General features: G+C 65.1%; 31 protein-coding genes and 2 pseudogenes. 19 read left to right on the forward strand and 14 right to left on the reverse strand.

Going from position 1 to position 24,232, the window contains the following annotated elements; translation table 11 throughout:
* Positions 1 to 52: 52 nt before the first annotated feature.
* The 6 genes from ACFWU5_RS25965 (at position 53) to ACFWU5_RS25990 (ending at position 4,081) form a co-directional block, all read left to right on the forward strand.
* Complete coding sequence (locus ACFWU5_RS25965) at positions 53 to 427, forward strand: cupin domain-containing protein (RefSeq protein WP_379269382.1); 375 nt, start codon at positions 53 to 55, stop codon at positions 425 to 427.
* A gap of 67 nt (positions 428 to 494) precedes the next feature.
* On the forward strand, positions 495 to 1,436 hold the full coding sequence (locus tag ACFWU5_RS25970; protein ID WP_379269384.1) for a metal ABC transporter substrate-binding protein: 942 nt from the start codon (positions 495 to 497) through the stop codon (positions 1,434 to 1,436).
* A complete protein-coding gene (locus ACFWU5_RS25975; RefSeq protein WP_379269386.1) occupies positions 1,433 to 2,167 on the forward strand; it encodes a metal ABC transporter ATP-binding protein in 735 nt (244 codons plus the stop codon). The genes ACFWU5_RS25970 and ACFWU5_RS25975 overlap by 4 nt, the downstream gene beginning before the upstream one ends.
* On the forward strand, positions 2,164 to 3,039 hold the full coding sequence (locus tag ACFWU5_RS25980; RefSeq protein ID WP_379269388.1) for a metal ABC transporter permease: 876 nt from the start codon (positions 2,164 to 2,166) through the stop codon (positions 3,037 to 3,039). The genes ACFWU5_RS25975 and ACFWU5_RS25980 overlap by 4 nt, the downstream gene beginning before the upstream one ends.
* A gap of 116 nt (positions 3,040 to 3,155) precedes the next feature.
* Positions 3,156 to 3,677 (forward strand): hypothetical protein, encoded by a 522-nt coding sequence (locus ACFWU5_RS25985; protein ID WP_379269389.1) that lies wholly within the window; start codon positions 3,156 to 3,158, stop codon positions 3,675 to 3,677.
* 68 nt (positions 3,678 to 3,745) lie between these two features.
* Positions 3,746 to 4,081: an MmcQ/YjbR family DNA-binding protein gene (locus ACFWU5_RS25990; protein ID WP_379244838.1), complete on the forward strand. Its 336-nt coding sequence runs from the start codon at positions 3,746 to 3,748 to the stop codon at positions 4,079 to 4,081.
* Between the two features lie 2 nt (positions 4,082 to 4,083).
* On the opposite strand, the gene ACFWU5_RS25995 is transcribed toward ACFWU5_RS25990, so the two are convergent.
* On the reverse strand, positions 4,084 to 4,269 hold the full coding sequence (locus ACFWU5_RS25995; protein ID WP_379244840.1) for a hypothetical protein: 186 nt from the start codon (positions 4,267 to 4,269) through the stop codon (positions 4,084 to 4,086).
* Between the two features lie 12 nt (positions 4,270 to 4,281).
* A complete protein-coding gene (locus ACFWU5_RS26000; protein ID WP_379269391.1) occupies positions 4,282 to 4,884 on the reverse strand; it encodes a hypothetical protein in 603 nt (200 codons plus the stop codon).
* Between the two features lie 120 nt (positions 4,885 to 5,004).
* On the opposite strand from ACFWU5_RS26000, the gene ACFWU5_RS26005 reads away from it, so the two are divergent.
* Positions 5,005 to 5,547, forward strand: coding sequence for a YaeQ family protein (locus ACFWU5_RS26005; protein WP_379269393.1), 543 nt, complete (start codon positions 5,005 to 5,007; stop codon positions 5,545 to 5,547).
* A gap of 79 nt (positions 5,548 to 5,626) precedes the next feature.
* The gene (locus ACFWU5_RS26010) at positions 5,627 to 6,529 is read left to right on the forward strand and encodes an alpha/beta hydrolase fold domain-containing protein (protein WP_379269394.1); all 903 of its coding nucleotides are present in this window, start codon (positions 5,627 to 5,629) and stop codon (positions 6,527 to 6,529) included.
* Between the two features lie 2 nt (positions 6,530 to 6,531).
* On the opposite strand, the gene ACFWU5_RS26015 is transcribed toward ACFWU5_RS26010, so the two are convergent.
* Entirely contained in the window at positions 6,532 to 7,113 is a 582-nt protein-coding gene (locus ACFWU5_RS26015) for a TetR/AcrR family transcriptional regulator (protein ID WP_379244844.1), read from the reverse strand.
* An 89-nt stretch (positions 7,114 to 7,202) separates the two neighbouring features.
* On the opposite strand from ACFWU5_RS26015, the gene ACFWU5_RS26020 reads away from it, so the two are divergent.
* Entirely contained in the window at positions 7,203 to 8,240 is a 1,038-nt protein-coding gene (locus ACFWU5_RS26020; protein WP_379269396.1) for a beta-ketoacyl-ACP synthase 3, read from the forward strand.
* Here the strand turns inward: ACFWU5_RS26020 and ACFWU5_RS26025 are convergent.
* The 5 genes from ACFWU5_RS26025 to ACFWU5_RS26045 form a co-directional block, all read right to left on the reverse strand.
* Positions 8,237 to 8,749, reverse strand: a complete 513-nt coding sequence (locus ACFWU5_RS26025) for a DUF1990 family protein (protein WP_379269398.1) — start codon at positions 8,747 to 8,749, stop codon at positions 8,237 to 8,239. The two genes, ACFWU5_RS26020 and ACFWU5_RS26025, sit on opposite strands and share 4 nt — an antisense overlap.
* Positions 8,750 to 8,773: 24 nt before the next feature.
* Complete coding sequence (locus ACFWU5_RS26030) at positions 8,774 to 9,103, reverse strand: hypothetical protein (RefSeq protein ID WP_379244849.1); 330 nt, start codon at positions 9,101 to 9,103, stop codon at positions 8,774 to 8,776.
* A gap of 165 nt (positions 9,104 to 9,268) precedes the next feature.
* Positions 9,269 to 9,850 (reverse strand): TerD family protein, encoded by a 582-nt coding sequence (locus tag ACFWU5_RS26035; protein ID WP_379244851.1) that lies wholly within the window; start codon positions 9,848 to 9,850, stop codon positions 9,269 to 9,271.
* 50 nt (positions 9,851 to 9,900) lie between these two features.
* A complete protein-coding gene (locus ACFWU5_RS26040; protein WP_379269400.1) occupies positions 9,901 to 10,767 on the reverse strand; it encodes a phosphatase PAP2 family protein in 867 nt (288 codons plus the stop codon).
* Between the two features lie 28 nt (positions 10,768 to 10,795).
* A complete protein-coding gene (locus tag ACFWU5_RS26045) occupies positions 10,796 to 11,083 on the reverse strand; it encodes a hypothetical protein (RefSeq protein WP_379269402.1) in 288 nt (95 codons plus the stop codon).
* A 109-nt stretch (positions 11,084 to 11,192) separates the two neighbouring features.
* On the opposite strand from ACFWU5_RS26045, the gene ACFWU5_RS26050 reads away from it, so the two are divergent.
* The 6 genes from ACFWU5_RS26050 (at position 11,193) to ACFWU5_RS26075 (ending at position 18,264) form a co-directional block, all read left to right on the forward strand.
* On the forward strand, positions 11,193 to 12,104 hold the full coding sequence (locus ACFWU5_RS26050; protein ID WP_379269403.1) for a crotonase/enoyl-CoA hydratase family protein: 912 nt from the start codon (positions 11,193 to 11,195) through the stop codon (positions 12,102 to 12,104).
* A gap of 72 nt (positions 12,105 to 12,176) precedes the next feature.
* Positions 12,177 to 13,355: an acyl-CoA dehydrogenase family protein gene (locus ACFWU5_RS26055; RefSeq protein ID WP_379269405.1), complete on the forward strand. Its 1,179-nt coding sequence runs from the start codon at positions 12,177 to 12,179 to the stop codon at positions 13,353 to 13,355.
* Complete coding sequence (locus ACFWU5_RS26060) at positions 13,352 to 14,452, forward strand: acyl-CoA dehydrogenase family protein (RefSeq protein ID WP_379269407.1); 1,101 nt, start codon at positions 13,352 to 13,354, stop codon at positions 14,450 to 14,452. The genes ACFWU5_RS26055 and ACFWU5_RS26060 overlap by 4 nt, the downstream gene beginning before the upstream one ends.
* 312 nt (positions 14,453 to 14,764) lie before the next feature.
* Positions 14,765 to 15,805 carry an acetyl-CoA carboxylase biotin carboxylase subunit family protein gene (locus ACFWU5_RS26065; protein WP_379269408.1) on the forward strand — a complete coding sequence of 347 codons (1,041 nt, stop codon included), beginning with the start codon at positions 14,765 to 14,767 and terminating at the stop codon, positions 15,803 to 15,805.
* Between the two features lie 26 nt (positions 15,806 to 15,831).
* A complete protein-coding gene (locus ACFWU5_RS26070) occupies positions 15,832 to 17,853 on the forward strand; it encodes a hypothetical protein (RefSeq protein WP_379269410.1) in 2,022 nt (673 codons plus the stop codon).
* Positions 17,854 to 17,862: 9 nt separating this feature from the next.
* Positions 17,863 to 18,264, forward strand: a complete 402-nt coding sequence (locus ACFWU5_RS26075) for a nuclear transport factor 2 family protein (protein WP_379269412.1) — start codon at positions 17,863 to 17,865, stop codon at positions 18,262 to 18,264.
* 3 nt (positions 18,265 to 18,267) lie between these two features.
* Here ACFWU5_RS26075 and ACFWU5_RS26080 read toward each other — a convergent pair whose 3' ends face one another.
* On the reverse strand, positions 18,268 to 18,603 hold the full coding sequence (locus ACFWU5_RS26080) for a TfoX/Sxy family protein (protein WP_379269414.1): 336 nt from the start codon (positions 18,601 to 18,603) through the stop codon (positions 18,268 to 18,270).
* A gap of 439 nt (positions 18,604 to 19,042) precedes the next feature.
* Here ACFWU5_RS26080 and ACFWU5_RS26085 point away from each other — a divergent pair.
* Positions 19,043 to 19,384: pseudogene (locus ACFWU5_RS26085) on the forward strand (hypothetical protein); the annotation flags it as partial.
* 34 nt (positions 19,385 to 19,418) lie between these two features.
* On the opposite strand, the gene ACFWU5_RS26090 reads toward ACFWU5_RS26085, so the two are convergent.
* Positions 19,419 to 20,534, reverse strand: a complete 1,116-nt coding sequence (locus ACFWU5_RS26090; RefSeq protein ID WP_379269415.1) for a serine hydrolase domain-containing protein — start codon at positions 20,532 to 20,534, stop codon at positions 19,419 to 19,421.
* 177 nt (positions 20,535 to 20,711) lie between these two features.
* On the opposite strand from ACFWU5_RS26090, the gene ACFWU5_RS26095 reads away from it, so the two are divergent.
* Positions 20,712 to 21,101, forward strand: a complete 390-nt coding sequence (locus tag ACFWU5_RS26095) for a hypothetical protein (protein WP_379244879.1) — start codon at positions 20,712 to 20,714, stop codon at positions 21,099 to 21,101.
* A 55-nt stretch (positions 21,102 to 21,156) separates the two neighbouring features.
* Here the strand turns inward: ACFWU5_RS26095 and ACFWU5_RS26100 are convergent, their stop codons facing one another.
* Complete coding sequence (locus ACFWU5_RS26100) at positions 21,157 to 21,465, reverse strand: MerR family transcriptional regulator (protein WP_379269417.1); 309 nt, start codon at positions 21,463 to 21,465, stop codon at positions 21,157 to 21,159.
* A 151-nt stretch (positions 21,466 to 21,616) separates the two neighbouring features.
* On the opposite strand from ACFWU5_RS26100, the gene ACFWU5_RS26105 reads away from it, so the two are divergent.
* A complete protein-coding gene (locus ACFWU5_RS26105) occupies positions 21,617 to 22,036 on the forward strand; it encodes an Hsp20/alpha crystallin family protein (protein WP_379269419.1) in 420 nt (139 codons plus the stop codon).
* A 277-nt stretch (positions 22,037 to 22,313) separates the two neighbouring features.
* Positions 22,314 to 22,724 carry a DUF4189 domain-containing protein gene (locus ACFWU5_RS26110; RefSeq protein ID WP_379269421.1) on the forward strand — a complete coding sequence of 137 codons (411 nt, stop codon included), beginning with the start codon at positions 22,314 to 22,316 and terminating at the stop codon, positions 22,722 to 22,724.
* Between the two features lie 167 nt (positions 22,725 to 22,891).
* On the opposite strand, the gene ACFWU5_RS26115 is transcribed toward ACFWU5_RS26110, so the two are convergent.
* The 3 genes and pseudogenes from ACFWU5_RS26115 to ACFWU5_RS26125 all read right to left on the reverse strand — a co-directional run.
* Positions 22,892 to 23,692 carry a PIG-L deacetylase family protein gene (locus ACFWU5_RS26115; RefSeq protein ID WP_379269423.1) on the reverse strand — a complete coding sequence of 267 codons (801 nt, stop codon included), beginning with the start codon at positions 23,690 to 23,692 and terminating at the stop codon, positions 22,892 to 22,894.
* Positions 23,693 to 23,739: 47 nt separating this feature from the next.
* The gene (locus ACFWU5_RS26120) at positions 23,740 to 24,108 is read right to left on the reverse strand and encodes an NUDIX hydrolase (RefSeq protein WP_379269425.1); all 369 of its coding nucleotides are present in this window, start codon (positions 24,106 to 24,108) and stop codon (positions 23,740 to 23,742) included.
* A pseudogene (locus tag ACFWU5_RS26125) lies at positions 24,105 to 24,232 on the reverse strand (IS5/IS1182 family transposase); the annotation flags it as partial. The gene ACFWU5_RS26120 and the pseudogene ACFWU5_RS26125, both read right to left, overlap by 4 nt.

Raw genomic sequence — 24,232 nt, forward strand, 5'->3', positions numbered from 1 at the left:
GGTCAACCTAATTGACTATATAGACAAGTTACTTGACCTTATGGAGGTTCGAATGCCGGTAATCCACGCCACCGACGCCCAGGTGCACGAGCTGCACAACGCCCGCTTCACGTCCCTGATCCGCCCAGGAACCGGCAGTGCCGAGCTGTGCGTGTGGCAGACCGAGATCGCCGCCGATTCGGTCGGCCTGCCGCACCGCATCCTGGGGGAGGAGGCGTTCGTGCTGCTGTCGGGCGAGGTGACCATGTCGATCGACGGTGACTCCGCGCCGATGAAACCGGGCGACGCTGCGGTCGCGCCAGCCGGTTCGATGATCGGAATCTCCAACTCGACCAGCGAACCCGCTGTCCTGATGGTCACCGCGTGCGTCGGCTTCGCCGGGGAACTGCCCGATGGCTCGACTTTCACCCCGCCTTGGGCATCCTGAGCCGTCTACGTGGCTGTTTAAAGCCCAAAACTTGAAAGTTCGGCGACCCGAACAATATAATTTTGGGATGAAGGTTGGGTTCCACCGTTCGCCGGTGCGACGCCGAGTACTCGCGGCGTCTGTTTTGAGTGTCCTGGCGTTCGCGCTCACCGGCTGCGGTGGCATCACCTCCGCAGAGGACGACGGCAAGAAGGTGGTCCTCACGACCTTCACCGTGCTCGCCGACATGGCACGCAATGTGGCAGGCGAGCACCTGCGGGTGGAATCGATCACCAAGGTGGGCGCCGAGATCCACGGTTACGAGCCGACGCCGGGCGACATCAAAAAGGCCGCCAAGGCCGATCTGATCCTGGACAACGGGCTCAACCTCGAGGCCTGGTTCGGTCAGTTCGTCGCCGACCTCGACGTGCCGCACGCGGTGGTCAGCGACGGCGTGACCCCGATGAACATCGGCGAAGACGCCTACCGCGGCAAACCCAACCCGCACGCCTGGATGTCACCGGTGAACGCGCAGATCTATGTCGACAACATGGTCCGCGCGTTCACCGACCTCGACCCCGAACACGCCGACGCCTACCGTGCCAACGGTGACGCCTACAAAACCCAGCTCGGCGCGGTGCGCGACGATCTGGTCGCCGCGGTGAACGCGCTGCCCGCCGACCAACGCGCCCTGGTCACCTGCGAGGGCGCGTTCTCCTACCTCGCTCGCGATGCCGGCCTGACCGAGAAATACATCTGGCCGGTCAACGCCGAACAGCAGGCCACCCCGCAGCAGATCGGCTCGACCATCGACTTCGTGCGTCAACGTCGGGTGCCCGCGGTGTTCTGTGAATCGACGGTGTCCGACGCGCCGATGCAGCGCGTGGTCGAAGCGTCCGGTTCGCGATTCGGCGGCGTGCTCTACGTCGATTCGCTGTCCGAAGCCGACGGGCCCGTGCCGACCTACCTGGACCTGATCCGCCACGACGCGAACGTCATCGCCACAGCGCTGTCCGGAGCTCCGAAATGACCGCGCCGGTAGTCGAAATCCAGGACGTGACAGTCCATTACGGTGACGTGCTCGCCCTCGACAACGTCGAACTGACCTTGAAGTCGGGCCGGGTCTGCGGGCTGATCGGCATGAACGGTTCGGGCAAATCGACCCTGTTCAAAACCGTGATGGGCCTGGTCGCGCCCGATCGTGGCCGGGTGCTGATCAACGGCGCCGCGCCCGCCGCCGCACGCAAGGCGGGCAGTCTCGGGTACGTGCCGCAGTCCGAGGATGTGGACTGGAGTTTTCCGCTGTCGGTGCGCGACGTGGTGATGACCGGGCGCTACGGGAAAATGGGGTTCACCCGTCGGGCGAGCAAAGCTGATCGTGCCGCCGTTGACGAGGCACTGGCTCGCGTCGACCTCACCGAGCTGGCCGACCGGCAGATCGGCCAGCTGTCCGGTGGTCAGAAGAAGCGCACGTTCGTGGCGCGCGGCATCGCCCAGGAGGCCACGATTCTGTTGCTCGACGAACCGTTCGCCGGTGTCGACAAGCGGTCCGAGGCGACCATTACGGCGCTGCTGCGCGACCTCGCCGCCGACGGCGCCACCATCCTGGTGTCCACCCACGACCTGCACGCCCTGCCTCAATTAGCCGACGAGGCAGTGCTTTTGAACCGCCGGGTGCTCGAACACGGCGACCCCGCGGTGGTGTTGCGGCCGGAGAACTTGGCCAAGGCCTTCGGCCTCGATGTGGAGGAGAACCGATGAGCCTCGAGGAGTTCTTCATCGAACCGCTGCGCTACCCGTTCATGGTGCACGCGTTGGCGACCACGGTCACCGCCGCGCTCGTGTGCGCGGTGCTGTCGTGCTGGTTGGTGCTGATCGGCTGGTCGCTGATGGGCGACGCCGTGTCGCACGCGGTACTTCCCGGCGTGGTGCTGGCCTACATCGTGGGCTGGCCGTTCGCGGTAGGCGCGGTGATCTTCGGGTTCCTCGCGGTGGCGTTGATCGGCGTGGTGCGCGACACCAGTCGCGTGAAAGAGGACGCCGCGATCGGCATCGTGTTCACCACACTGTTCGCCTTCGGTCTGGTCCTGATCTCGAAGACCCCCAGCCAAACCGACTTGAACCACATCGTTTTCGGCAACCTGCTCGGCGTGAGCCGCGGCGAAATGATCCAGATCATGATCCTGGCCGCGATCGTGCTGATCGCCCTGCTGCTCAAACGCCGCGACTTCACCCTCTACGCCTTCGACCCCACCCACGCCCACGCCATCGGCCTCAACCCCCGAATCCTGGGCACGGCCCTGCTGGCCCTGTTGGCCCTGACCTCGGTAGTGGCCCTACAAGCCGTCGGCGTGGTCCTGGTGGTAGCCATGCTCATCATCCCCGGCGCCACCGCCTACCTACTCACCGACCGCTTCTCCCACATGCTGATCATCGCCCCCACCATCTCGGTCCTGTGCGCGGTCACCGGCCTCTACATCAGCTACCACCTCGACACCGCCGCCGGCGGCATGGTCGTCGTCACCCAGGGCGTCGCCTTCGCGTTCGTTTACCTCTTCGCTCCCCGTCACGGAGTAATCGGCCGCCGAATCACCGCCGCCCGCGCCCGCGCCAAGGTCGCGATCGCCGACTGAATTCAGTTCCCGCAGAACGGAACTCGGGTAGCCGAACACCAGAACGGCGACTACTGTCAGCCAGTTGTCCATGGGGTCATCCGACCCCGCGGTGAGCTGTGAAGGGTAGACGCTCGATGCTCGGTATGGGTGTGGTCGATTCGGTTGCGTTGGAACTGGATTCGTTGGGCGGGCGCCCACGACAGGTTCGGCGCGCACAACAGTTGGCGGTGTGGCAGTTGATCTATGGCACCGGGGCCGTCGTGCTCGCCGTGACAGCCGCGGCCATCCTCCCCCCGCAATCGCCGATGGTCGGCATGGCAGGCAGCGTGCTCATCGCCTGGCCGCTGACGGTCCTGCTGGCTGCGTTCACCCTGAGTTTCACCCAGCGTTCGCGATACGCGCACGCACTGGGCTGGTACGGGGCAGCACTGGTGATCCCGTTCGCCGCACTCGGCGTGCTCACCCTCCCGATCGTCGTCACGTCGGTGGCGATGATCGTCCTGCTCGACCGCCCCGCCTCGAAGCACTGGTTCGAGGTTGCCGAAACCCCCGAACTGCGCGCTTTCCGCAACCACACCACCACCCTGCCCGCATGGACCGACAGGTTCGTCACCCCGATCCGCGTCGGCTGGACCGCACTGCTCGGCGAGCGCTGAGGCTTCATCGGGTCGGTATCGACTTGCAGGACAGGCAGTATGTCGGTGGGTCCTGCGATGATCAGACCATGAATGTCACCGGGGATGACGTCCGCGCCTACGTCCTGTCGCTGCCACAGACCGCAGAGCAATTCGCTTGGGGTATGCCGATTTTCAAGGTCGCGGGCAAGTTGTTCCTCACGTTGCCGGAGGAGGAGACCTCGATGGCGGTGCGGTGTCCGATCGTCGAGCGTGATGAGCTGGTGCTCGCCGAGCCTGCGAAGTTCTGGATCGCGTCGCACGAGGCGGGCAACCCTTGGGTGCGGGTCCGGTTGGCTGCCCTCGACGACCGCGAGGAGTTGCAGGCCATCGTCACCGACTCGTGGCGCCAAGCCGCCCCGAGGGAGCTGCTCGACAATAGGTGAAGCTAAGCGGCGAGCAGCTCGCTCTTGCGGTACAAGCCATTGACGGGCTCGTCGGAACCTTCGACTGAAAATGTGACGTGGACGTTGTCGCCCGAGACGCTGGTCACCACCGCATCCATCACATACAGGCTCCATCGGACTCGGACCGGATCTCCCGGCTTCACCTCGGTGTTCTTCGCCTTTGCCATCGAGCCCACCTCCTATCCGTGCCAGCCGGTGCTTGCTACCTCTGTCAAGTATGCCCCGGTCACTTTGTCGAATCCAGTGGCAGCGCCGTCCAACGATCGGCGCCATCGTTTGAAGGTGGCCAGGTCGAGCGGTTGTGCTGCTTTTACTGCGGCCAGCTGGGCGTCATTGCGATGTGCGATGGCGTTGCGTGCACTGTTCAAGCTGGTCAGAGTCGCGTTCCAGCCCTTGCCCCGCGATGGGTAGGCGGCATGCACCGCTGACCACAGTGGGAATCCGAGGAGTTGGAAGTCCGCGCCGAGTGCGCTCGGCTGTGCGTTGCCCTGATCGAGCTTCCGCCCACGAACGAGGGTTGCCCGCAGAGCGGTGATTCGAGGGTCGGTCGCAGGGCCGAGACTGAGCGCGAAGACATTTGCTGCGTCGTCGTGGAGGTCACGGCAGTAGCCCTGGAACTCTGCCGCGAGACTGACGAACAGGGCCAGGTTCAAATGTTCGGTCGCGTACTGGCGTCCACGGCGCCGACCCGTGACAGCACCATGGACTGCTTCCAAGCTGTCGAGTGCGGCGCAGCGTCGATTGGACCATCTAGCGAGCGCAGCGGAATGGGTGCGTGGCACGCGAGGACAGTAGAGCGCTCCACGCGTGCCCGTCAAATCATTTGGCTATCAATCGCTTACGGTGAAAATGTGCTGGTGGCGGTGGGTGGGTTCGTAGCGACCGGTAGGCTCGGACCTCCTATGGCACTCAGCGCAACACTGCACAACTTCGCCGTTCAGCTCGCCGATGTGGATCGGGGGGTGTATGAGGATCTGGAATTGCGGGTCGCTCGGCATCCTTCGGAGACGGCGGAATACATGATCACCCGGATCCTCGCCTACTGCTTGCAGTATGAGGAGGGGATCGTGTTCAGCGATGGGGGGATTTCGGCTACCGATGAGCCCGCGGTGCAGGTGCGGGATATGACGGGGCGGACCACCGCGTGGATCGAGGTGGGGGCGCCGGACGCGGATCGGATTCATCGGGGGAGCAAACTCGCTGGTCGGGCGGTGGTTTACACCCATCGGGATCCGGCGAAGGTGCTCGCGCAGTATGCGGGCAAAAAGATTCACAACGCCGCGCAGATTCCGCTGGTCAGTTTCGATCGCGCGTTCATCGACGAGGCGGCGGCGCTGGTGGACCGGCGCAATACCGCCACCCTGTCGGTCACCGAAGGGGTGCTGTATCTGGACCTCAACGGCACCAGTTTGCGCACCGATGTCACCGAGCAACCGCTGGGCTGACCCCGGCACGGAGTAACTTGGCGGGCACCGGTGATGCTCGAGCCGGTGTCGTGGAGTGGAGGTCGCGGTGCCCGGTGTGATGAGTCGGTTCGTGATTCCGGGATTGCTGCGGGTCACCCGGCGCAACCGGAACTATCTCGACGCCGAACGGGCGACGGCGTATGTGCGTGAGCGGGCGTTGCGGCCGGTCGCCTACGGTCCGTCGGCCAGACTTCGCGGTGTCGAGGTCTCGGTGGTGCACGACCGTGGCTGGCCGATCTACACGCTGACCCCGTCGGACGGGATCTCCCGCGGCGGCCTGGTGTACGCGCACGGTGGCGGCTGGGTGGGCGAAATCGCTTCGGCCCATTGGCAACTCGCGGCCCGCATCGCCGCACAGACCCATCTGGTGGTGACGGTTCCGATCTACCCGCTGATCCCGTTCGGCACCGCGGCGCAGGTGGTTCCGCGCGTCGCCGACCTGGTCACCGCGGCGGCCGAACGGTACGGCCCGACCTTCCTCGCCGGCGATTCGGCGGGCGGTCAGATCGCACTGTCGGCGGCCCTGCACCTGCGCGACGCCGGCCACACCGTGCCCCGGACGATCCTGATCTCGCCTGCACTCGACCTCACCCTGGAAAATCCCGAGATCGACGACGTCCTGCTGCGCGACCCGTGGCTGGGGCGTGACGGCGGCTTGGTGTTCGGCAGGCTGTGGAGCGGCGAACTGTCGATGAAAGACCCCCTGGTCAGCCCGCTTTTCGGCGACTTCGAAGGGTTGGGTGCGGTGACCGTGTTCACCGGCACGCACGACATACTCAACCCCGACGCCCGACTGTTGGCGGCGAAGATGCGCCAGGCCGACGTCGACCTCGACTACAACGAGGAACCCGGCCTCGTGCACGTCTACCCGCTGACCCCCACCGCGGAAGGCGCACACGCCCGCCGCCGGATCATCACCACGCTGCGCGCCGAACTCGATGCGGCACACAGCATTTCGTGAACTCAGCGCGCGGACAGATGCACGTTGAACAGAATCGTCAACTGCGTAACCGCCTGGTCGAACGGATGCGGTGACTTCAGCGCCCGACTGTGCACAATCGTGCCCTCGATAGTGGTGAGCAGAAACCCCGCCAGCGACACCGCAGTGGACCGCTCGATCCCCGCGGCCACGATCCCGTCCGCCAGCCTAGCGGTCCACTCGGCAAACGCCTGACCTGCGATGGACTGCAATCCGGGGTCCAGTTCGTCCAACGCCGCGGCCATCATGAACGACCCCGCCGCATAGTCGGACTTCTCCAGCGGCACCCGCCAGAAGGCGAGCAGATCGGTCAACCACTGCTGCGCGGAAGGCGCGGTCTGCAATGCGTCGGCCATCGCGCTCACGTGTGAGTACACCAGTCGCGCCACGATCCGCGCCGCGGTCTGCACCAATTCGCCTTTGCCCGAAGGGAAGTGCTGATACAGCGAGTTGCGCGACGTGTTGCTGCGCTTGAGCAGTTCACTCAGCGCTGCCGCGTGGACGCCGTGTTCCTGGACGGTGCTGATGGTGTGTTCGATGAGTCGGGCGCGCGGTCCGGCTGCCATCCGATCTCCTCCTACCCCTTGATTGAACCGATCGGTTCATGTTAGACCTATTCCTACGTGAACCGATCGGTTCATGCGGAGAGGATGTCATGCCCACCCCTATCGCCACCGCGGTTCCGGTCACCCACGCGGGAATCTGTGGTCTCGGTGTATATCGGCCGCGTCGCGTTGTGCCCAACTCCGAGATCGTCGAGGCGATCGAGTCCTCGGACGAGTGGATCAAGACCCGTTCCGGGATCGCCGCCCGGCATTGGGCCGAACCCGACGAGACGATCGTGTCGATGAGCGTGGCGGCTGCCAGGGACGCGTTGAAGGCGGCCGGGCTCGACGCCGACCAGGTGGATGCGGTGGTGCTGGCGACGTCGTCGCAGATGGTGCTTGGCCCGTCGGCGGGCGCGGTGGTGGCCACCGAACTCGGTATGCACGACACCGCAGCGTACGACGTTTCCGCGGGGTGCGCGGGTTTCTGTTACGCGCTGGCCGACGCGGCGAATCTGGTGCGCGCGGGTCAGGCGCGGAATGTGCTGGTGATCGGGGTGGAGCGGCTGTCGGATCTGCTCGACACCACCGACCGTAGTTGCGCGTTCATCTTCGCCGACGGCGCGGGCGCGGTGGTCGTCGGCGCGGCCGAGCAGGAGGGGATCGGCCCGGTCGCGTGGGGCTCCGACGGTAGCCGCACCTCGGCGATCAAGCAGGACAAGGACTTCGCGCAATACTTCGCCGAAGTCGCCGAGGCCGAAGCCAGCGGCGGCACCTCGCAGCGCCCGTACATCCGGATGAACGGCACCGAGGTATTCCGTTGGGCTGTCACATTTTTGGAGCAGGCCTGCCGCGCGGCACTCGACAACGCGGGCATCACCGCCGCCGACCTGGACGCGTTCGTCCCGCACCAGGCCAACATCCGCATCACCGACGCCCTGGTCCGCACCCTAGACCTGCCCGACACGGTCGCCGTAGCCCGCGACATCATCGACACCGGCAACACCAGCGCCGCCTCGATCCCGATGGCCATGGAACAACTGCTCCGCTCCGGCGCCGCCAACCCCGGCGACACCGCCCTGCTACTGGGCTTCGGCGCGGGCCTGGCCTACGCGGGCCAGGTCGTCCACCTACCCCCGATCGCCTAATTCATCAACGCACGCAGATATCGGCGACGGTAGAACCGTTGCGCGACAAGCAGTATCGGAAAGGCGAAACGCCAAGGTCCAGCCGGTGCCGGTCTGGTCAACGACCGCAGGGTCAGCGAAACGGTACCGTCCGAATCACGGTGGACGACAAAGGCTTCCTCGCCGCTCACCGGATGCCCTGGCAGGGTGCCATACGCGAACCCACACCGGTTGTCGGTGGCGACCACTGCGACCACGCGAACCGGTTCGTGGATGGACAGCCGTCCCCATCCCGCGCTGATCCGGTACTGCGCGCCAGCCGTCACCGGCCCGTCCGGGGACACGCGAAAACCACTGCGCCGCTTGATACTCCACCGCATCAGCGCTGCCGATGCCGCAGTCCATACCTGCGCGCCATGGCCGATCACCACCGTGGTCTCGAACCGGCGGAAACCGGGATATTCGCCGGTCCAGTCGTCGTCGGCGGGGCTGGTCGCGCCGACGGGTTCGTAGGTGAGCGCCTCGTGCATGAGGGTGACGATAGGCGCTCCAGTTCAGGCGTTCGCTTTCTCGCGCTCCGACCGCTGGGTGACCGGGATGGCGTAGGCGGCGCCGTCGCGGATGCCGAATTCGAAGCGGCAGGGGAACAGCGACGGCAGGCCGGTGGCGCGGAGGTCGAAGTTCGCGGCGAGGGTTTGCATGGCCCAGTTCTGTAGGGAATCCGGGAGTTGCAAAGTGGTGCCGTCGACGCAGCACACGTAGCAGTGGGTTTGTTCGCCGTCGATGGGCAGGGGGTTGCGCAGGCCCACCGCGCCGATTTCCAGAATGCGTCCGGCGTTGTGTGAAGTAGGCACGCTCGGCAAATCCAACTCGATGTCGTCCATGCGGAAAACCGTATCGCAGCAACTATTCAGGGAACACCGAAATCGCGTGCCCTTGACGAAATTCGCCGATGTCGCACATGTGCGAAGACAGTGCGACTTCGCGGTGGAGACAACAAAGGGGCGCGGCGCGTCACCCGCCGGGCCCCTTCGTTGTGGAGGCTGTGGTTATCCGAGGGCGAACCGCAGCAGAGCCTGCCGGTCACCCTGCTTGATCTTGCCCTTGCGGTCGAGGACCTCGAGCTGCCAGATCGCGCCGTTGCGGAAGGTCCGTGCGATCGCGTTGGCGTTGTCGGAGCCCAGCAGCGACGGCCAGATATCGGCCACGGGCTGGGTGTCGCCGCCGGTGGCGTCGTAGATCTTGAACGAAACGTTGTTCGCCTTTTCGAAAGAGGAGCCCTTCTTGAATGCCGCCGCGACGAACACGATTCCGTCGATGCTGGACGGAATATCGGCGAATGTCACGTGCACGGTTTCGTCGTCGCCCACGGCCGCACCGGTCTGCTCGTCACCGGTGTGCAGTACGGCGTTGTTGCCGATGGGGTCCAGGGAATCCAGGCCTGCGAAGCGCACCGGCTCGCTGCCCTGCATGAGAATGGCGATCAGGTCGAGGTCGACACCGCGCTTGCGCCGCGCCATTCCGAGAATTCCACCGCTGGCACCCGCCGACGGATCCCAACTCACCCCCACGCTCATCTTGGTGATACCGGCGAGATCGGCTGCGCCGTCTTCCTTCTTGAGAGTAATCACGTTTTTCAGGCTACGGACTCCACTGCCCGCGTGCACCCCGGCGACAACGGTCACGGTTCGAGGCGACGCCACGCGGCGAGAAATGTCAGCGCGGTCAGCACCGATCCGGCCGACGCGAAAGCTGTTGCGCCGAGGTAGATGTTCCACTCGTCGTCGTCGATCACGGTGTGCACGCCTTCCTCGGCCAGCGGCACACCCCACAGCACCGCGCCCATCGCCAGCGTGAGCAGCGCCGAGCCCACCATCAACACCGTGACCACCACCGGAATCACCTTCGCCCGCCCGGTATATCGGCGAACCGACCCGCGACGCACCAGCCACCAGGAGAACAGGCACGCGATCGCCAGCGAGATCGCGTCGGCGGCGAGGGTGTCGCTGAGCCGGTGCCATTTCGCGGTGAGTGTGTAGTGCCCGATGCTGACCGCCCAGGTCAACACCACGAGCATGGCCAGGCCCCGCCATCGATAGGGCACCACGATCAAGGTCGCGAACAGCACGGTCATCGCGATGGTGGTGTGCCCGCTGGGCAGGCTGTTGGCCGCGAAATGCCCTGTCACTTCGACCAATTCGGGCCGCGGGAGGATGTATCGTTTCAGCCCCTGCACCACCACCTGCCCGGTGACGATGATCCCCACCCCGGCCACCATCAAGTCCACGCGCCGCCGCACCGCCCCGATCGCCGCGATCACCACCACCGCGATGACCAGCGAATACACGGTGATCTGCGCCAGGTGCTGCGACGCCGCCGTGGCATCGCGCGTTGCCGCCTGATCCGCTCCGCGCAGGGCGGCGTTCTCCAACGCCTGCCCGGTTGTTGTCCATACCGCGAGTAGGTAGGTCAGCGCGGCGATGACCGTCGCGGCCAGCGCCAACAGGGGCCAACGACGGACCGGGACAGCGGCTTCGACGACGGTCATTCGGTCAACGTAGCGCGCGAGCCGCCTGTTACCCGGAGTTGCTGCCGTGTGTTGCCAAGTACACGAGCACGATCACCGAGAGGGCCAGCGCGCCGAGGATCCCGCCCGCGATGGTGTCGGCGCGGTTGGTGGCCTTGCCGTGCTCGATGCGGTCCCAGCTGATGAACGCCGCGGCCACGGCGCCGACAGCGGCGGGCGCGGCGAGGAACTCGCTGAGAAACGGAATGAACGAGAAGACGCAGGCGGTGATGCCCAGGATCAGCGCTGCCAACCCCATGCCGTTGCGCGGCGGGGGCGGGGCCTGCGGTTCGGGCATGGCATGAGGGTAGTTCAGCGGTGCGGTGCGAGGACGGCCGTAAGCGCCGCTGAGTCGGGACCGGCTGTGGAAACATGGCGCACATCACTGCGAATACAGGGGGAATCCCATGGCGTACCAGGGCAATACCGTCTTCTCTGAGGTGCGTGATCGCATCGCCTACCTCACCTTGAACCGCCCGGACCGACTGAACGCGATCACCGCCGAGATGGCGCGCGAGATCAGCGAAGCCGTCGCCGACGCGAACGCCGATGACGAGGTTCGGGTCATCGTGTTGCAGGGAGCCGGGCGGGCGTTCTGCGCCGGTTACGACCTGAAGATCTACGCCGAGGGTGGCGCGGGACATCAAGGGCCCGTGTGGGATCCGATCAAGGACTTCCGGGCAATGAAGATAGTGACCGACTACTTCCTGTCGCTGTGGCGTTCGCCGAAGCCGACGATCGCGAAGGTGCACGGGTACGCGGTTGCCGGTGGTTCCGACATCGCCTTGGCGTGCGACATGGTCGTGATGGCGCAGGACGCGCGGATCGGTTATATGCCCGCGCGAATCTGGGGCTGTCCGACCACGGCGATGTGGGTCTATCGACTGGGCGCGGAACGGGCCAAGCGGATGCTGCTCACCGGCGACACCATCGACGGGATCAAGGCCGAGCGATGGGGACTGGTGATCGACGCCGTGCCCGCCGACGAACTCGACGCCGCGGTCGATCGCCTGGCGCGGCGGATGTCGGGCGTGCCGACCAACCAGCTGGTCATGCAGAAGATGATGATCAACCAGGCCTACGACAACATGGGCCTGCAGAGCACCCAGAACATGGCCATCCTCTTCGACGGCATCACTCGGCACTCGCCCGAGGGCCGCTGGTTCGTGGACTTCGCGCAGGAGCACGGCTTCGATGCCGCGGTGCAGTGGCGCGACAGCGGTCGCTTCATGCCCGATGGTGGCGGGGATGTTCCCGAGCGCGACGAGATCGACGAGATGCGGCGTGAGCTGGAGGCTCGACGGTCCCCGAACTCTTGAAATTGACGCCGACTTCAACTATACCCAGTAGGGATTGCACCCATTGCGAGAGTGGATTTCGAGGGCGATGAGTTGACTGACGTCATCAAGGACGACCTGACCAGGCGGATCGCGGCATTGCTCGCGGCCAACGACCCGGCCGACGAGACCGAGTTTCTCGGCGCACGGTTCGACGCGGGGTTGGCCTGGGTCCATTATCCGGTGGGGCACGGCGGGCTCGGGCTGGCGCAGACCTATCAGGGTGACGTCGACGCGGCGCTGGCCGCGGCCGGTGCGCCGGGCCCGGCGACGGGGCGCAACGGGATCGGCTTGGGCATGGCCGCGCCGACCATCGCCGCCTTCGGCACAGAGGAGCAGAAGCGAAAGTTCCTGCGGCCGTTGTTCATCGGTGAACACATCTACTGCCAGCTGTTCAGTGAGCCCGGTGCCGGATCGGATCTGGCGGCGGTGGCCACGCGGGCGGTGCGCGACGGCGCGGACTGGATCGTGGACGGGCAGAAGGTGTGGACGTCGGGCGCGCAGAACGCGCAGCTGGCGATCCTGGTCGCGCGCACCGACCCGTCGGTGCCCAAACACGCTGGGCTGACGTACTTTCTGTGCAATATGAGCGACCCCGGTGTCGATATTCGTCCGCTGCGGCAGATCACCGGTGAAGCGGAGTTCAACGAGGTCTTCCTCACCGGGGTGCGGATTCCGGACGAGAACCGACTCGGTGCCGTGGGGGAGGGGTGGCGGGTGACCACCACGACGCTGAACAACGAACGGGTGGCGATCGGCTCCGGTGCGCCGCGCGAGGGCGGCATGATCGGCAAGGTGGCGCAGGCCTGGCGCGACGAACCGCAGCTGCGTGATCCGGCCATGCACGACCAGTTGCTGCAACTGTGGGTGGAGTCCGAGGTCACCCGGCTGACGGGGATGCGGTTGCGTCAGCAGTTGGCCGCCGGACAGCCGGGGCCCGAAGGTTCCGCGATGAAACTAGCTTTTGCCCGCCTGGCACAACAACTTTCGGGCTTCGACATCGAACTGCACGCCGAATCCGGTCTGCGCTACGACGATTGGACGATGCGTCGACCCGAACGCACCGACTTCACCGGTCGCGGAACGGGTTACCGCTACCTGCGCGCGAAAGGTAACTCGATCGAGGGTGGTACCTCGGAGATCCTGCGCAACGTCATCGCCGAGCGGGTGCTGGGTCTGCCGCCGGAGCATCGCGTCGACAAGAACATTGCCTGGAAGGACCTGCCCCGATGAGCACCGCCGACTTCGCCTATTCCGATACCGAAGAGGCGCTGCGCGACAGCGTCCGCAAACTGCTCACCGATCGGTGTCCGCCCGCTGCGGTGACCAGTGTCTATGACGGTGCACCGCACGACTTTTCGCCGTTGTGGACGGAACTGGCTCGCGATCTGGGCGTTGCCGGATTGCTGGTGCCCGAGGAACTCGGTGGCGCGGGCGCCGGTGCGCGGGAAGCCGCGGTCGTGATGGAGGAGATCGGGCGGGCCGTGGCGCCGGTGCCGTTTCTCACCAGTGCGGTGTTGGCGACGGTGGCATTGCTTCGCGCGGGTGACACCGCGCTGGTTCGCGAACTCGCCGAGGGCAATCGCACTGCGGCACTTGCGGTTCCGTTGTCGACAGCGCCCGGCGCGGTCTCCACGCAAGTGCTGGTCGTCGACGGTGTGTTGACGGGCGTGGTGACCAGTGTCGCCGGTGCGCTGGAAGCCGACCTGCTGGTGGTTCCAGCGCACGGTCCTGACGGTCTCGAGCTGCACGTGGTCGACCGCGACGCCGCCGGAATCACCGTGACCGCGGTTCCGTCCTTGGACATGACAAGGCCGCTGGCCGACCTGTCGTTCGCCGCGGTGCCCTCGGTGCGAGTCGGAACCAACGGCGCCGAAGCGGTCGCCGAAGCCATCCGCTGCGGCGCCGTGCTGCTGGCCTCCGAACAGTACGGTCTCGCGCGCTGGTGCTTCGAGACCACGCTGGCATATGTGAAGCAGCGCAAGCAGTTCGGCCGAGCCATCGGCTCCTACCAGGCGATCAAACACCGCCTCGCGGACCTGTATCTCGAGCTGGGGTCGGCCGCGTCGGTGGCCCGCTACGCCGCCGACACCTACGCCCGCGGTGACGCCGACACCGACATCGCCCTCGCGCTGGCCCAGTCATACTGCAGCGACATCGCCGTCCACATGGCCGAGGAATGCATCCAACTCCACGGCGGAATCGGCATGACCTGGGAATATCCGGCGCACCTTTACCTGAAGCGAGCCAAGAGCGACCAACTCACCTTCGGCACCGGCTACCGTCACCGCGCGAACCTGGCGGACCTGATCGACCTCCCCGCGGCATAGACCCCCGGCGGCCGGTCACAGCATTGTCATGGTTGGTGTCGGCCGCCTCGGGTATTTCTCGGTGGTAGCAGCCTGTTCGGGCTGTGGATCGAGAAGGGATAAGGTTTGTCGATTTCCGCGGACGAATCGAAAAGTCGAAACCCGAACAAAGGTTATGTCGCCCTGCTGGGGTGGAGTCTGAACGCTGTCGAGGCGATCGATCGTTTCGACAGAAGGTATATTGTGGTCGCCCCGGAGTGGGCGGAACCCTATTGTGTAGAGCACGACATTCCCTATATTCCCTGGAATTTCGAGCGGCTCAACGATCGCTCGATGGAGATCGCGGAAACCCTGAAGGACAAGGGCGTCGACGTCGCGATTCCGATCTTCGAGGAAACCGTCGAATGGGCGGGCGCGATCAATTCCGTCCTGCTGGACAATCCCCGCCTGCTCGGGCAAGCCATGCTGCTGCGCGACAAGTCGTTGATGAAGCGACGCGCGCAACTGGGCGGTATCCGGGTCGGCATCTTCGAAGAGGCGCACGAACGCGACGACGTGATCCGCTTCCTGAAGCGGGTCAATCAAACCCTGCTCAAGCTCGACGGTGATCCCAACGATCCGATCCACCTCAAGGCGTTCGACAAGGCAGGCTGCCTGGGCCATCGGATCATTCGGACCCCCGACGAGATCGACTCGATCCCCGACGACGAGTTCCCGATGCTGATGGAATCGCACCTGGACGGTTGGGAGTTCGCCGTCGAGGCCTGGGTGCACAACGGCAAGATCTGCTTCCTGAACATCTCCGAGTACGTGCGGCTGGGCTACTCGGTGTTCGTGCCCGCCACGCCCGAACTGGAGAAGTACCGGCCCGAGATCACCCGCCAGGTCGAGAAGCTGATCAAGACCTTCGATATCGAATTCGGTTTCATCCACCCCGAATACTTCGTCACCAGCGACGGGGAGATGTATTTCGGCGAGGTCGCCTACCGGCCACCGGGTTTCAAGGTGTTCGAACTGCTGGAACGAACCTACGGGTTCAACGCCTATCACGCCCTGGTGCTGGCTTTCGACCCGAAAACCACCGACGAGGAAATCGACGCGTTCTTCCCGAAGGAAGTCGTGGACGCCACCGGTCACGCGGGGTGCTTCGGGGTGTATCCGCGCAAGCAGGTGGTCAGTGAACTGTCGGTGCCTGCGGAAACCGAAGATCACGATTACTTCGAATCGCACGAACTCACCGCACCGCAGGCCGAGAAAGTCACCAAACGCACCGCATTCGGCAACCACTGGGGCCTGCTCTATTTCTTCGGCGAGGATCCGTACGCTCTGCGGGATCTGTTGAAGCGACAAGAAGAACTCGACTTCTACATCTGATCAGCGTGCACGGGGAGGATCGGCGATTGAGCCAACACAGCAGCGGAACCACCCTGGACAGGCGCCTCGCGACGCTGGACCACGCCACGCGATCCCTGTCCGACGCAGGCGATTTCGGCAAGCAGGTGAAACTGCCCAGGGTGCTGGACGCGCTGCGGCGGGTGCTGTTGCTGCCCGGTGGGTGCGCCGCCGTGCGCGACCGCGCCGAACAGTTGGAGACGGCGGGTCTGTTCCTCGGTACCGATTGGGCGACACCGCAGATCCTCATCCCGGCGCTGAGCACCGGCTCGTTGCGCAGCGCCAATCCCGACACCGTGGTGGTCGAGGCGGTCAGCGATCTGCGGTTGCTCGCGGTTGCCAAAGGCGACTACGAGCATCCTTCGATCTCCGCCGAGCACGCCAATGATCATCTCTCCCAAGTACTTGCGGTCAATCTGTCGCTGCTGTTCACCCCGCCGTCCGAGGCCGAGCGGGCGCAGCAGGGGCGGATGGCGCAGGTGTCGCGGGAGTTGCTGCACCATCTGGTCGCCGAGGTCGGGTACGAGAAGGTGCTCGAGAATCTGGTCGACGAGATCTGGCGGATTCTGCGGCAGCGGCCCATTCAGGTCGATTCGGTCAAGCGGATGATCACCCAGATCGCTGTCGCGCGGGCGAATCCCGATGTCGATCTGGGTGCCAGCAGTCTTGGAGCGGATCGGTTGATCAGCAGTCTCTACGGTACGACCGAGGGGTGCAGGGAAGATCCCGGCGTCGAAATCTACGCTGCGCGACTGGAATCCATGGACGACAGCGCGTTGCAGTACGAGGCAACAGGATTCGCGCGGTCCATGCACGACACCGGTCTGGTGTCGCCGTATCACGCTGTGCTGCTTCGCTTTCTGCTCGGCCGAGGTGAGTACCTGCTCGGTGAGGCGATGGGCTTGTCCAGCACCGGGCGCGACAGTCTGCTGTGCTATCACGAGCTGGTCCACGCCCTGATCGACCAGGCCGTGCATGTCGAAACCGCGCAGTGCGTCTACGGGCTCACACTGATGCTCGAACGCGGCATCCTGTATCAACCGCCGGTCGCGCCCGCGCTGTGGCGTCAACTGGCGCTGCGACTTTCACCGTATTCCCAGCAGCGATTGACCCAGGTGTTCGGCCCGACGCCGCACGCGCGGGCCTGGCTGCTGTCGGGAATGCTGTCGGTGCTCGGGCTGCCGTTGGGCATCGGGCAGGGCGACAATCCCACCTGCCAATCCGCGCGAGCATTATCGATGTGGGCCTACAACGACCCCGACTATCTGCTGCAAACCCTGGTCTGGGCCGCCCGCGACGACGAAATCGTCATGCATTTCGAAGGCCAACCCCTGTCCTCCCGTCCCGACGGCGACGCGGCCCCCTTGCAGACCGACCTGGACCCGGTCTCGCTGCTGGTCGTCCCGCACCTGGACCGCATCTACGCGGAAATGGGCCGACGCTGCCTCGGCCGCGACGGCGACCCACACCGCTGGATCAACCCCGAATTCCACGGCTGGTGGTCCGGCCGCGGCTTCCGCATCAACGTCGACGTCACCACCGGCCACCTCACCGACCTCGACCAATTCCAACGCCACTTCTACGCCGGCTACCACCCCTTCTACAACGGCAACCAGCCCGTGATCCACCCCCAACCCGCCGGCATCGCCGTCACCGACAGCGGCGCCCGCTTCGTCGGCTGGCACGCCATCACCATCCTGCGCGTGAGCCTGGACCCCCAACAACAGATGCGGGTCTACTTCTACAACCCCAACAACGACAGCGGCCAAGACTGGGGCGACGGCGTCGTAGTAGGCACCGCAGGCCACGGCGAACGCTTCGGCGAAGCATCGCTACCCTTCGAACAATTCGCCTCCCGCCTCTACATCTTCCACTTCGACCCCCTCGAACCCGGCGAATCCGCAGCCGTGGACCCGGAGGAACTGGAACGCGTGATGGGCTACATCCGCCGCAGCTGGGGAGCCGACCGCCTACCGGAGACCGATGCCGCGGTTCCAATCGTCCAAGACGGCGACGGTGAGCGGTCATAGCGTGGGGTTATGACAACAACACGGATTTCCGGCGAGCGGTCGGTTGATGACGAACTCTTGGCTGTGCTCGATGAGTGGCAGGTGGCCATTGTGGCCAATGACGCTGATCGGATCGGGTCGTTCATGGCGGACGAGTGGGTGATGGTGTCCGAGAACGGGGTGACCACGGGGGAGCGGTTCTTGTCGTTCGTTCGGTCGGGGGATCTCACGCATTCGGCGATGCAGCGGGTGGGGCAGGCTCGGATTCGGTATCACGGGGAGCTGGCGTTGTTGACTACGCGGGCGACCAATGTTGCCCACTATCAAGGGGTTCGGTTCGATGCCGATGAGTGGACCACCGACGTGTTCACCCGTCGGGACGGGCGGTGGTTGTGTCTGTTGACGCAGATCACCGCGACTAAGCTCGACTGAGCACTACCGTTTTCGGGGGAGTGCGGCGGCGAAGTCGACGCCGCGGGCGACCCATTCCTGTAGGGCGGTGACGTCCTCGACGAGTTCGGGGGCGACGTAGAGCCAGCCGTGCATTTCACGCCCGCCCATCACCATCGGAACGACCGCCTCACCGTCGATGAGCGCCGCGCTGTCCGCGGGATCGACGCGCACCAGCAGCCCGCCCTTCCTGCTGGCGGCAACGGCCATATTGCCGCCGATCAGGAAGGCGAGGCCGCCGAACATCTTCTTCTCGGCGAGATCGCCGCACGAGAACACGAACTCTCTGACCCGCTCGGCCAGCTCCTCGTCGTATGCCATGAGCACAGTGTGCGCCAGGGCACTGACAAGTACTGGCGCAATCAACCTGCTAACTGGCTGATGCGGGTGGCGGCCAGGAGGTGGGGGTCGGCGATGATGGCTGGAACAGCACAAATGTGATTTCCGCCGGATATGTCATCCGGCGGGGCTTCGGGGTGGTTCAATCTGTTCGGGCGTTTGTCGACAATCGGCAACGCGGTAGTTAATCGTGGTGGTCGAGTGCGGCATCGTCTCGACATGAGCAGAGGACCGAGTTTCCATGCGCAACTTGATGAAGCGTTCGTTGACCATCCTGGCGGGGGCAACCCTGGTGTTGGGTGCTGCGGCGTGTTCCAACGACAGCTCGACGCCGTCGCCGAAGCCCAGCACCACGACCGCCACCACCACCGCAGCGCCGGCCGCGACCACCACCGCTGCGCCGCAGCCCACCACCGAGCAGCGTGGCGCCGACGGCTCGACCGGCAACAACCTGGGCGCGGAGTACTGCGCGAAGAATCAGGATCCGGGCTGCCCGGCCGGCAGCTACGTCGGCCCCGACGCGATCCCGAATCCCAACGGCAACGGCACCTGGGTGCCGTGCGAGGGCTCGATCTGCACCAACCCGAACCATGGCGCGGGCACCCCCGAGCCGACCACCCCCGCCCCCGTCGTCACCCCGACCTCCACCCCGGCGGATTCCGCGCCGGTCGCGGGCGCACCCTGCGAAGGCGACGGCCGCTGGGTCCATCTCGAAGGTGGCAATGCCGGGCATTACGGCACCGAATGGATGTGCCAGCACTGACGCGCGGCGTGATCGCTCCGGTTGTCCGGAGCGGTCACGCGCCGCACAGCGCGTGACCGACCAGCTCGCTCGCCCGCACTTCCTGGTCGAGCATCTTCTCCTGCAGGGCTGAGGTCTGCGAGACCACGACGCTGCGTTTCCCGTCTGCGGTGACGCCGTCGCTGGTGATGAATCCGGCATCGCCGCCACCGTGTCCCCAGTACTCACCGCCGCAGGGGAGCGGGCGTTTCACCAAACCCAAGCCGTATTGCCCACCGGGCCACAGCATTTCGATCTCCTCGGAGACCTCGACCGTCTTCTTCATCTCGTCCAGCTCGGCAGGGCGCAGCAGTGTGCCGCCCAGCAGCGCGCGGTAGAAGGTGTTCATGTCGGCGGTGGTGGAGATCAAATTCTCTGTGCCGTCGAGGATTTCGGTGGTGTCGACGAAGGCGGTGGTGCCCGCGAACACCGAGTAGGCGCGGGCGTGCGGGTCGGGCAGGGTGGTTTTTCCCTTCGGCCACACCGAATTTCGCATGTCCAGTGCCTGGAAGATTCGCCGATCGGCCTCGGCCTGCCAGTTGTTGCCGGTGACCTTCTCGATGATCGACTCGGCGAGCAGGAAGTTCGTATTCGAATACGCCCACCCTTCGCCGGGCGCGAAAGCGGGAGCTACCGCCATCGTCCGCTCGATCAACTCCTCGCGCGAGTAGGCGTCGAACCGGTGCTCGAGATACTGCTGTTCGGAGTCGAAGCCCGGATAGTCGTCGAGCAACCCGCTGGTGTTCTGCAGCAAGTGGCGAACCGTGATCTTGTTGCCCCCGGTGACCACCGCAGGTAGATGCTTGTCCACGCTGTCCTCCAGCGACAACTTCCCCTCGCCCACCAGCTGCAGAACCACGGTCGCAACGATCGGCTTGGTCGCACTGGCAATCCGGAAATACCCGTCGTCGGGCACCGGTTTCTCCGTCCCGACCTGCGCCACCCCGCTCACGGCCACCGAGCTACGACCCGCCTCGTCCACCGCTCGCGCCTGCGCACCACTGACGCCGAGCGCGGTGATCGCGTCCAGATCCCGCTGCAGAACCGCAGTGCTGTCGCCCGACGCGCTCTCGTCAGCGGGCTGCTCGCAAGCTGCAACACCGAGCATCAAAGCCGCGGCGATACCTGCCATCCGATACCGCCGAACCGTCGCGTGCCGACGCGCCATATACGCGAACATGGTTGTCCCCTAACGTCTCTCACGACCCTAGTGACCCGTCGAGAACGTTCATGTTCACCGATTGACGGCTGGTACGAGCCCTCAATTGTCACGTCTTCACAGAAGATGTTCGTTGTGTTAAGCATGTGTATGACAAAATTCAAGATCGCCAGTGCGGCAACAGGTTTCGCTGCCGCGATGATGATGCTGGCAGTCCCCGGCACCGCTGCCGCCGCCGATGCCGCGCGTGTCACCGGGGGTCCAGGGAAGATCACCGTGTCGGCGGAATCCGACTACCCGTGCTGGAGCGCGTACGCCCTGATCGACGGTCAGCTTCAGAAGCCGCTCGCCCAGGCCCCCAACCCGGAGTTCGTCATCACCGGTGTCGCACCCGGCAGCCATCACGTCGTCGTGGTCTTGCAGGTCGCCGAGGGTGCGCAGTGCTTCGACAACCCGCACGGCATCGAGGTCTACAACGGTCGAGTCGAGGTCACCGCATCCAACCCGATCCTCGACCTCATCGAAAGTGGCAGCGCTTAACCAAGATTCACACCGGTGGCCGGATTCGATTGCGCAGCAAGGCAATCGAATCCGGCTACTTTCGTTTCGCGCGCAGGCGATCGCGTTCCGCGCGCAGCGACGCCACGACGTCCTCGAGTTCGAGGATGCGGGCTACCGCGGTGAGGTTGACGCCTTCGTCGGTGAGGGTGGTGATGCGGTGCAGGCGGTGCAGGTCGTCGCCGCTGTAGCGGCGGGTGCCGCCTGCGCTGCGGGCGGGCGCGATCAGGCCGTGCTGCTCGTACAGGCGCAGGGTCTGGACGCCGATGCCTGCCAGTTCCGCGGCCACGGAGATCGCGTACACGCCCTGGGCGGCCGATGGTGTGTTGTCGTGCGGGGCGGCCATCCGTGTCCTCGATTCCTTCGTCTGTCTACAAGATTACTTGTTTCCGGCACTTGCACTCACCTAGGTCGAGTGCTAAATAATATCTATGTCAGATGACAGAGGTTATCTGATGAAGAACCTACCGAGAATGGAGTAGTTGGAGGTGGCGACCATGTTGATGCGAACCGATCCGTTCCGTGATCTGGACCGCTGGACTCAGCAGGCGTTCGGCACAGCAGCACGGCCGACGGCGATGCCGATGGATGCCTGGCGCGACGGCGAGGAGTTCGTCGTCGAATTCGACCTGCCCGGAATCGACCCCGAATCACTGGACCTGGACATCGAACGCAATGTGGTGACCGTGCGCGCCTCGCGCCCCGCGATCGACTCCGATCGATCCATGATCGCCGCGGAACGCCCACGCGGTGTCTTCAGCCGCCAACTGTTCCTCGGCGAAAGCCTCGACACCGACCGCATCCGCGCCGACTACCGCAATGGTGTACTGCGCCTTGCCATCCCGGTCGCGGAAAAGGCCAAACCTCGCAAGATCGAGATCGCCCACGAACGCGAACCCCAGGTGATCAACGCCTGAGCCAGCGACGGGGATGATTGCGACCAGAAATGAACGCGAGGTGACCGATATCGAACGCTCGCAACCTCTTTCAGCGAGCTGACTCTTCAGTGGCCGGGCCCCGGTGGCCCGGCCACCATGTTTGTGCCTCAACACGATACGAGAACCGCGCTTCTCGCGACTGCCCCGCTGTTTGCCGTGACCCCAAGGTTTTTGGGGCGACCTCGCGTCCATGCGCTGCGGTATCTTCCATGCGATCGCCGCACCCTGATCGGCGCGCAGAGGAAGCACACACCACATGTTCAACAAGTCCATTGCGGTCGCCGCGCTGTCGGTGAGCGCCGCTGCCGTGCTCGCGGCACCGCCCGCCGCCGCCGACCCGGTCAAATGGGGCGCCGTCTCCCTCAGCGTGTGGGGCAATGTCTACGCGTTTTCGGTCAACCACCCGACGGAAGCCGACGCCGTTCGGGCCGCCGACCAAGCGTGCAAGGGTCAAGGCATCATCGACTGCCGGATGGTGGTGACGTTCGCGAACGGCTGCGGTGCCGTCGTGACGAGCCCGCTCGCGATCGTCGCAGGGTTCCCGATCGTGGGCTTCGGTAAAGGGGCGACTCCAGCGGAGGCATACGCAGACGCCACCCGCAACCTCCCCACCGGCACCGGAAGCGCTGGCTCGTTCGATGGCGAGCACGCCTGCACCCGGCTTTGATCTCGTTCGCGCACGGTCCTCGGAAGATGTGGGGGCTGACGCCCCCTTGTTCTGGCCCAGTCAGTGGCTCTCCCACTGTCCACGAAACCTCGAGGCTCAGATTCCGCCGCTGAACTCTTGCTGGTGACAGCGATATCGTTTCTTCAGCCGATAGCGCCCGGTGAATCTCAGCGGGCTGTCGGTGCGGTTGGTTGCGTGAAGATGTCGTCGGCCGGGCCCGCGGCCGGGGATTGGAAACCGTCCTCGGCGAACCAGTCCCACCGCAGGATCCGAGCCTGAACAGGTGTCGGAATTCGGCGCAGGACACCTGCGATTCGCGCGAAGCGACCACCGCCTTCGAGGACGGATCGGTGTTGGGCCAGTGCGTTCATGCGTTGCGATGCGTACGCTCCGACGTCGATGCGGTGGGTGATGTTCGCGCGGGCGGTGAAACCGTTGCTGATCTCGGTGGTGTCATAGCCGAGCCAGCGTGCTGGTCGGGTCAGTCTCGCGAACAGTTCTCGTGGGATCGTCGCGTCGAGTACCCGAGGGACGCCTGCCTTTTTCGCCGCCAGGGCGCCGACCTCGTGGACACGAACGTGGTCGCGGTGGCCGTATCCGCCATTGCGGTCGTAGCTCAGCAGGATGTCAGCGCGTTCCTGCGCGAGGATCGTCGCCAGGCGTTCGGCGGCCTCGTCGACGGAGGCTCGGACGAATCGGGTTCGGCCGGGTGGATCCGGGTACAGGATCGAACCGTGTCCGCTATCGGCGTAGCCGAGGTGTTCCACCCTGCTCACGCCGAGAACCTTAGCGCTGCAGTGTAATTCGTGCAGCCGTGGTGCCAGGGCGCCCTCGAACTGTTCCACATGGCCGTCGGTGGCAACCACGATGACGGTGCGGTGGCCGGCGTGCGCAAGTTTCGCCAGCGTGCCGCCGGTCAGGATGATCTCGTCGTCGGGGTGGGCGTGGAATGCCACGACTGTCGCCATGAGGCCAGTATTGCGGCCGGAGGGCCGGGTGGCAGCCGATCAGGGAGCTAGTCGCGGGCGCGGCCGAGGGCTGGTTTGGTGCGCCACAGCTCAATTCCGATGTCGACGAGGTCGACTCGGTCGAGGTGCGCGACCTCGTCGAGCAGATGCCAGGCGGCGAGGTCGGTTGAGCCGTCGGTTTCGTTGCGGAGTTCGCCTCCGGTGACGCGGCCTTCGTAGACGATTCTGAGGCCATGGAAGTCCGCGAATTCGCCGTGTGGGCGCGGGTATTGGTGGTTGATCGAGTCGATGCCGAGGAGTCTGACAGGTTCGACGGTGTAACCGGTTTCCTCGGCGACCTCGCGAATGGTTGTTGCGATCGGGTCCTCGCCGTGGTGCATTCCGCCGCCCGGCAGTGTCCACTGAACCTTTTTCATCCTGCCGCCACGGCTTTACGCTCGTAGTCCTGGAGTACGCTGATCGCCTTCACCAGGCGGGTGGTCTTGTCCGGGCAGCAACGGAGCTTGCGCAGGATCTTCCATACTTTGAGCTGGGCGAACG

The organism is Nocardia sp. NPDC058640 (genome assembly GCF_042716995.1).
GTDB lineage: Bacteria > Actinomycetota > Actinomycetes > Mycobacteriales > Mycobacteriaceae > Nocardia.

Excerpts from the sequence above, each read along its gene's own strand:
- ACFWU5_RS25985 (WP_379269389.1), top strand. The coding sequence starts at position 3,156 with ATGCTCGGTATGGGTGTGGTCGATTCGGTTGCGTTGGAACTGGATTCG.
- ACFWU5_RS26005 (WP_379269393.1), top strand. The coding sequence starts at position 5,005 with ATGGCACTCAGCGCAACACTGCACAACTTCGCCGTTCAGCTCGCCGAT.
- ACFWU5_RS25965 (WP_379269382.1), top strand. The coding sequence starts at position 53 with ATGCCGGTAATCCACGCCACCGACGCCCAGGTGCACGAGCTGCACAAC.
- ACFWU5_RS26060 (WP_379269407.1), top strand. The coding sequence starts at position 13,352 with ATGAGCACCGCCGACTTCGCCTATTCCGATACCGAAGAGGCGCTGCGC.
- ACFWU5_RS26065 (WP_379269408.1), top strand. The coding sequence starts at position 14,765 with ATGGAGATCGCGGAAACCCTGAAGGACAAGGGCGTCGACGTCGCGATT.
- ACFWU5_RS25990 (WP_379244838.1), top strand. The coding sequence starts at position 3,746 with ATGAATGTCACCGGGGATGACGTCCGCGCCTACGTCCTGTCGCTGCCA.
- ACFWU5_RS26015 (WP_379244844.1), bottom strand. The coding sequence starts at position 7,113 with ATGGCAGCCGGACCGCGCGCCCGACTCATCGAACACACCATCAGCACC.
- ACFWU5_RS26120 (WP_379269425.1), bottom strand. The coding sequence starts at position 24,108 with ATGAAAAAGGTTCAGTGGACACTGCCGGGCGGCGGAATGCACCACGGC.
- ACFWU5_RS26045 (WP_379269402.1), bottom strand. The coding sequence starts at position 11,083 with ATGCCCGAACCGCAGGCCCCGCCCCCGCCGCGCAACGGCATGGGGTTG.
- ACFWU5_RS26040 (WP_379269400.1), bottom strand. The coding sequence starts at position 10,767 with ATGACCGTCGTCGAAGCCGCTGTCCCGGTCCGTCGTTGGCCCCTGTTG.
- ACFWU5_RS25975 (WP_379269386.1), top strand. The coding sequence starts at position 1,433 with ATGACCGCGCCGGTAGTCGAAATCCAGGACGTGACAGTCCATTACGGT.
- ACFWU5_RS26105 (WP_379269419.1), top strand. The coding sequence starts at position 21,617 with ATGTTGATGCGAACCGATCCGTTCCGTGATCTGGACCGCTGGACTCAG.
- ACFWU5_RS26115 (WP_379269423.1), bottom strand. The coding sequence starts at position 23,692 with ATGGCGACAGTCGTGGCATTCCACGCCCACCCCGACGACGAGATCATC.
- ACFWU5_RS26020 (WP_379269396.1), top strand. The coding sequence starts at position 7,203 with ATGCCCACCCCTATCGCCACCGCGGTTCCGGTCACCCACGCGGGAATC.
- ACFWU5_RS26090 (WP_379269415.1), bottom strand. The coding sequence starts at position 20,534 with ATGGCAGGTATCGCCGCGGCTTTGATGCTCGGTGTTGCAGCTTGCGAG.
- ACFWU5_RS26025 (WP_379269398.1), bottom strand. The coding sequence starts at position 8,749 with ATGCACGAGGCGCTCACCTACGAACCCGTCGGCGCGACCAGCCCCGCC.
- ACFWU5_RS26110 (WP_379269421.1), top strand. The coding sequence starts at position 22,314 with ATGTTCAACAAGTCCATTGCGGTCGCCGCGCTGTCGGTGAGCGCCGCT.
- ACFWU5_RS25970 (WP_379269384.1), top strand. The coding sequence starts at position 495 with ATGAAGGTTGGGTTCCACCGTTCGCCGGTGCGACGCCGAGTACTCGCG.
- ACFWU5_RS26095 (WP_379244879.1), top strand. The coding sequence starts at position 20,712 with ATGACAAAATTCAAGATCGCCAGTGCGGCAACAGGTTTCGCTGCCGCG.
- ACFWU5_RS26030 (WP_379244849.1), bottom strand. The coding sequence starts at position 9,103 with ATGGACGACATCGAGTTGGATTTGCCGAGCGTGCCTACTTCACACAAC.
- ACFWU5_RS26100 (WP_379269417.1), bottom strand. The coding sequence starts at position 21,465 with ATGGCCGCCCCGCACGACAACACACCATCGGCCGCCCAGGGCGTGTAC.
- ACFWU5_RS26080 (WP_379269414.1), bottom strand. The coding sequence starts at position 18,603 with ATGGCATACGACGAGGAGCTGGCCGAGCGGGTCAGAGAGTTCGTGTTC.
- ACFWU5_RS25980 (WP_379269388.1), top strand. The coding sequence starts at position 2,164 with ATGAGCCTCGAGGAGTTCTTCATCGAACCGCTGCGCTACCCGTTCATG.
- ACFWU5_RS25995 (WP_379244840.1), bottom strand. The coding sequence starts at position 4,269 with ATGGCAAAGGCGAAGAACACCGAGGTGAAGCCGGGAGATCCGGTCCGA.
- ACFWU5_RS26075 (WP_379269412.1), top strand. The coding sequence starts at position 17,863 with ATGACAACAACACGGATTTCCGGCGAGCGGTCGGTTGATGACGAACTC.
- ACFWU5_RS26010 (WP_379269394.1), top strand. The coding sequence starts at position 5,627 with ATGAGTCGGTTCGTGATTCCGGGATTGCTGCGGGTCACCCGGCGCAAC.
- ACFWU5_RS26050 (WP_379269403.1), top strand. The coding sequence starts at position 11,193 with ATGGCGTACCAGGGCAATACCGTCTTCTCTGAGGTGCGTGATCGCATC.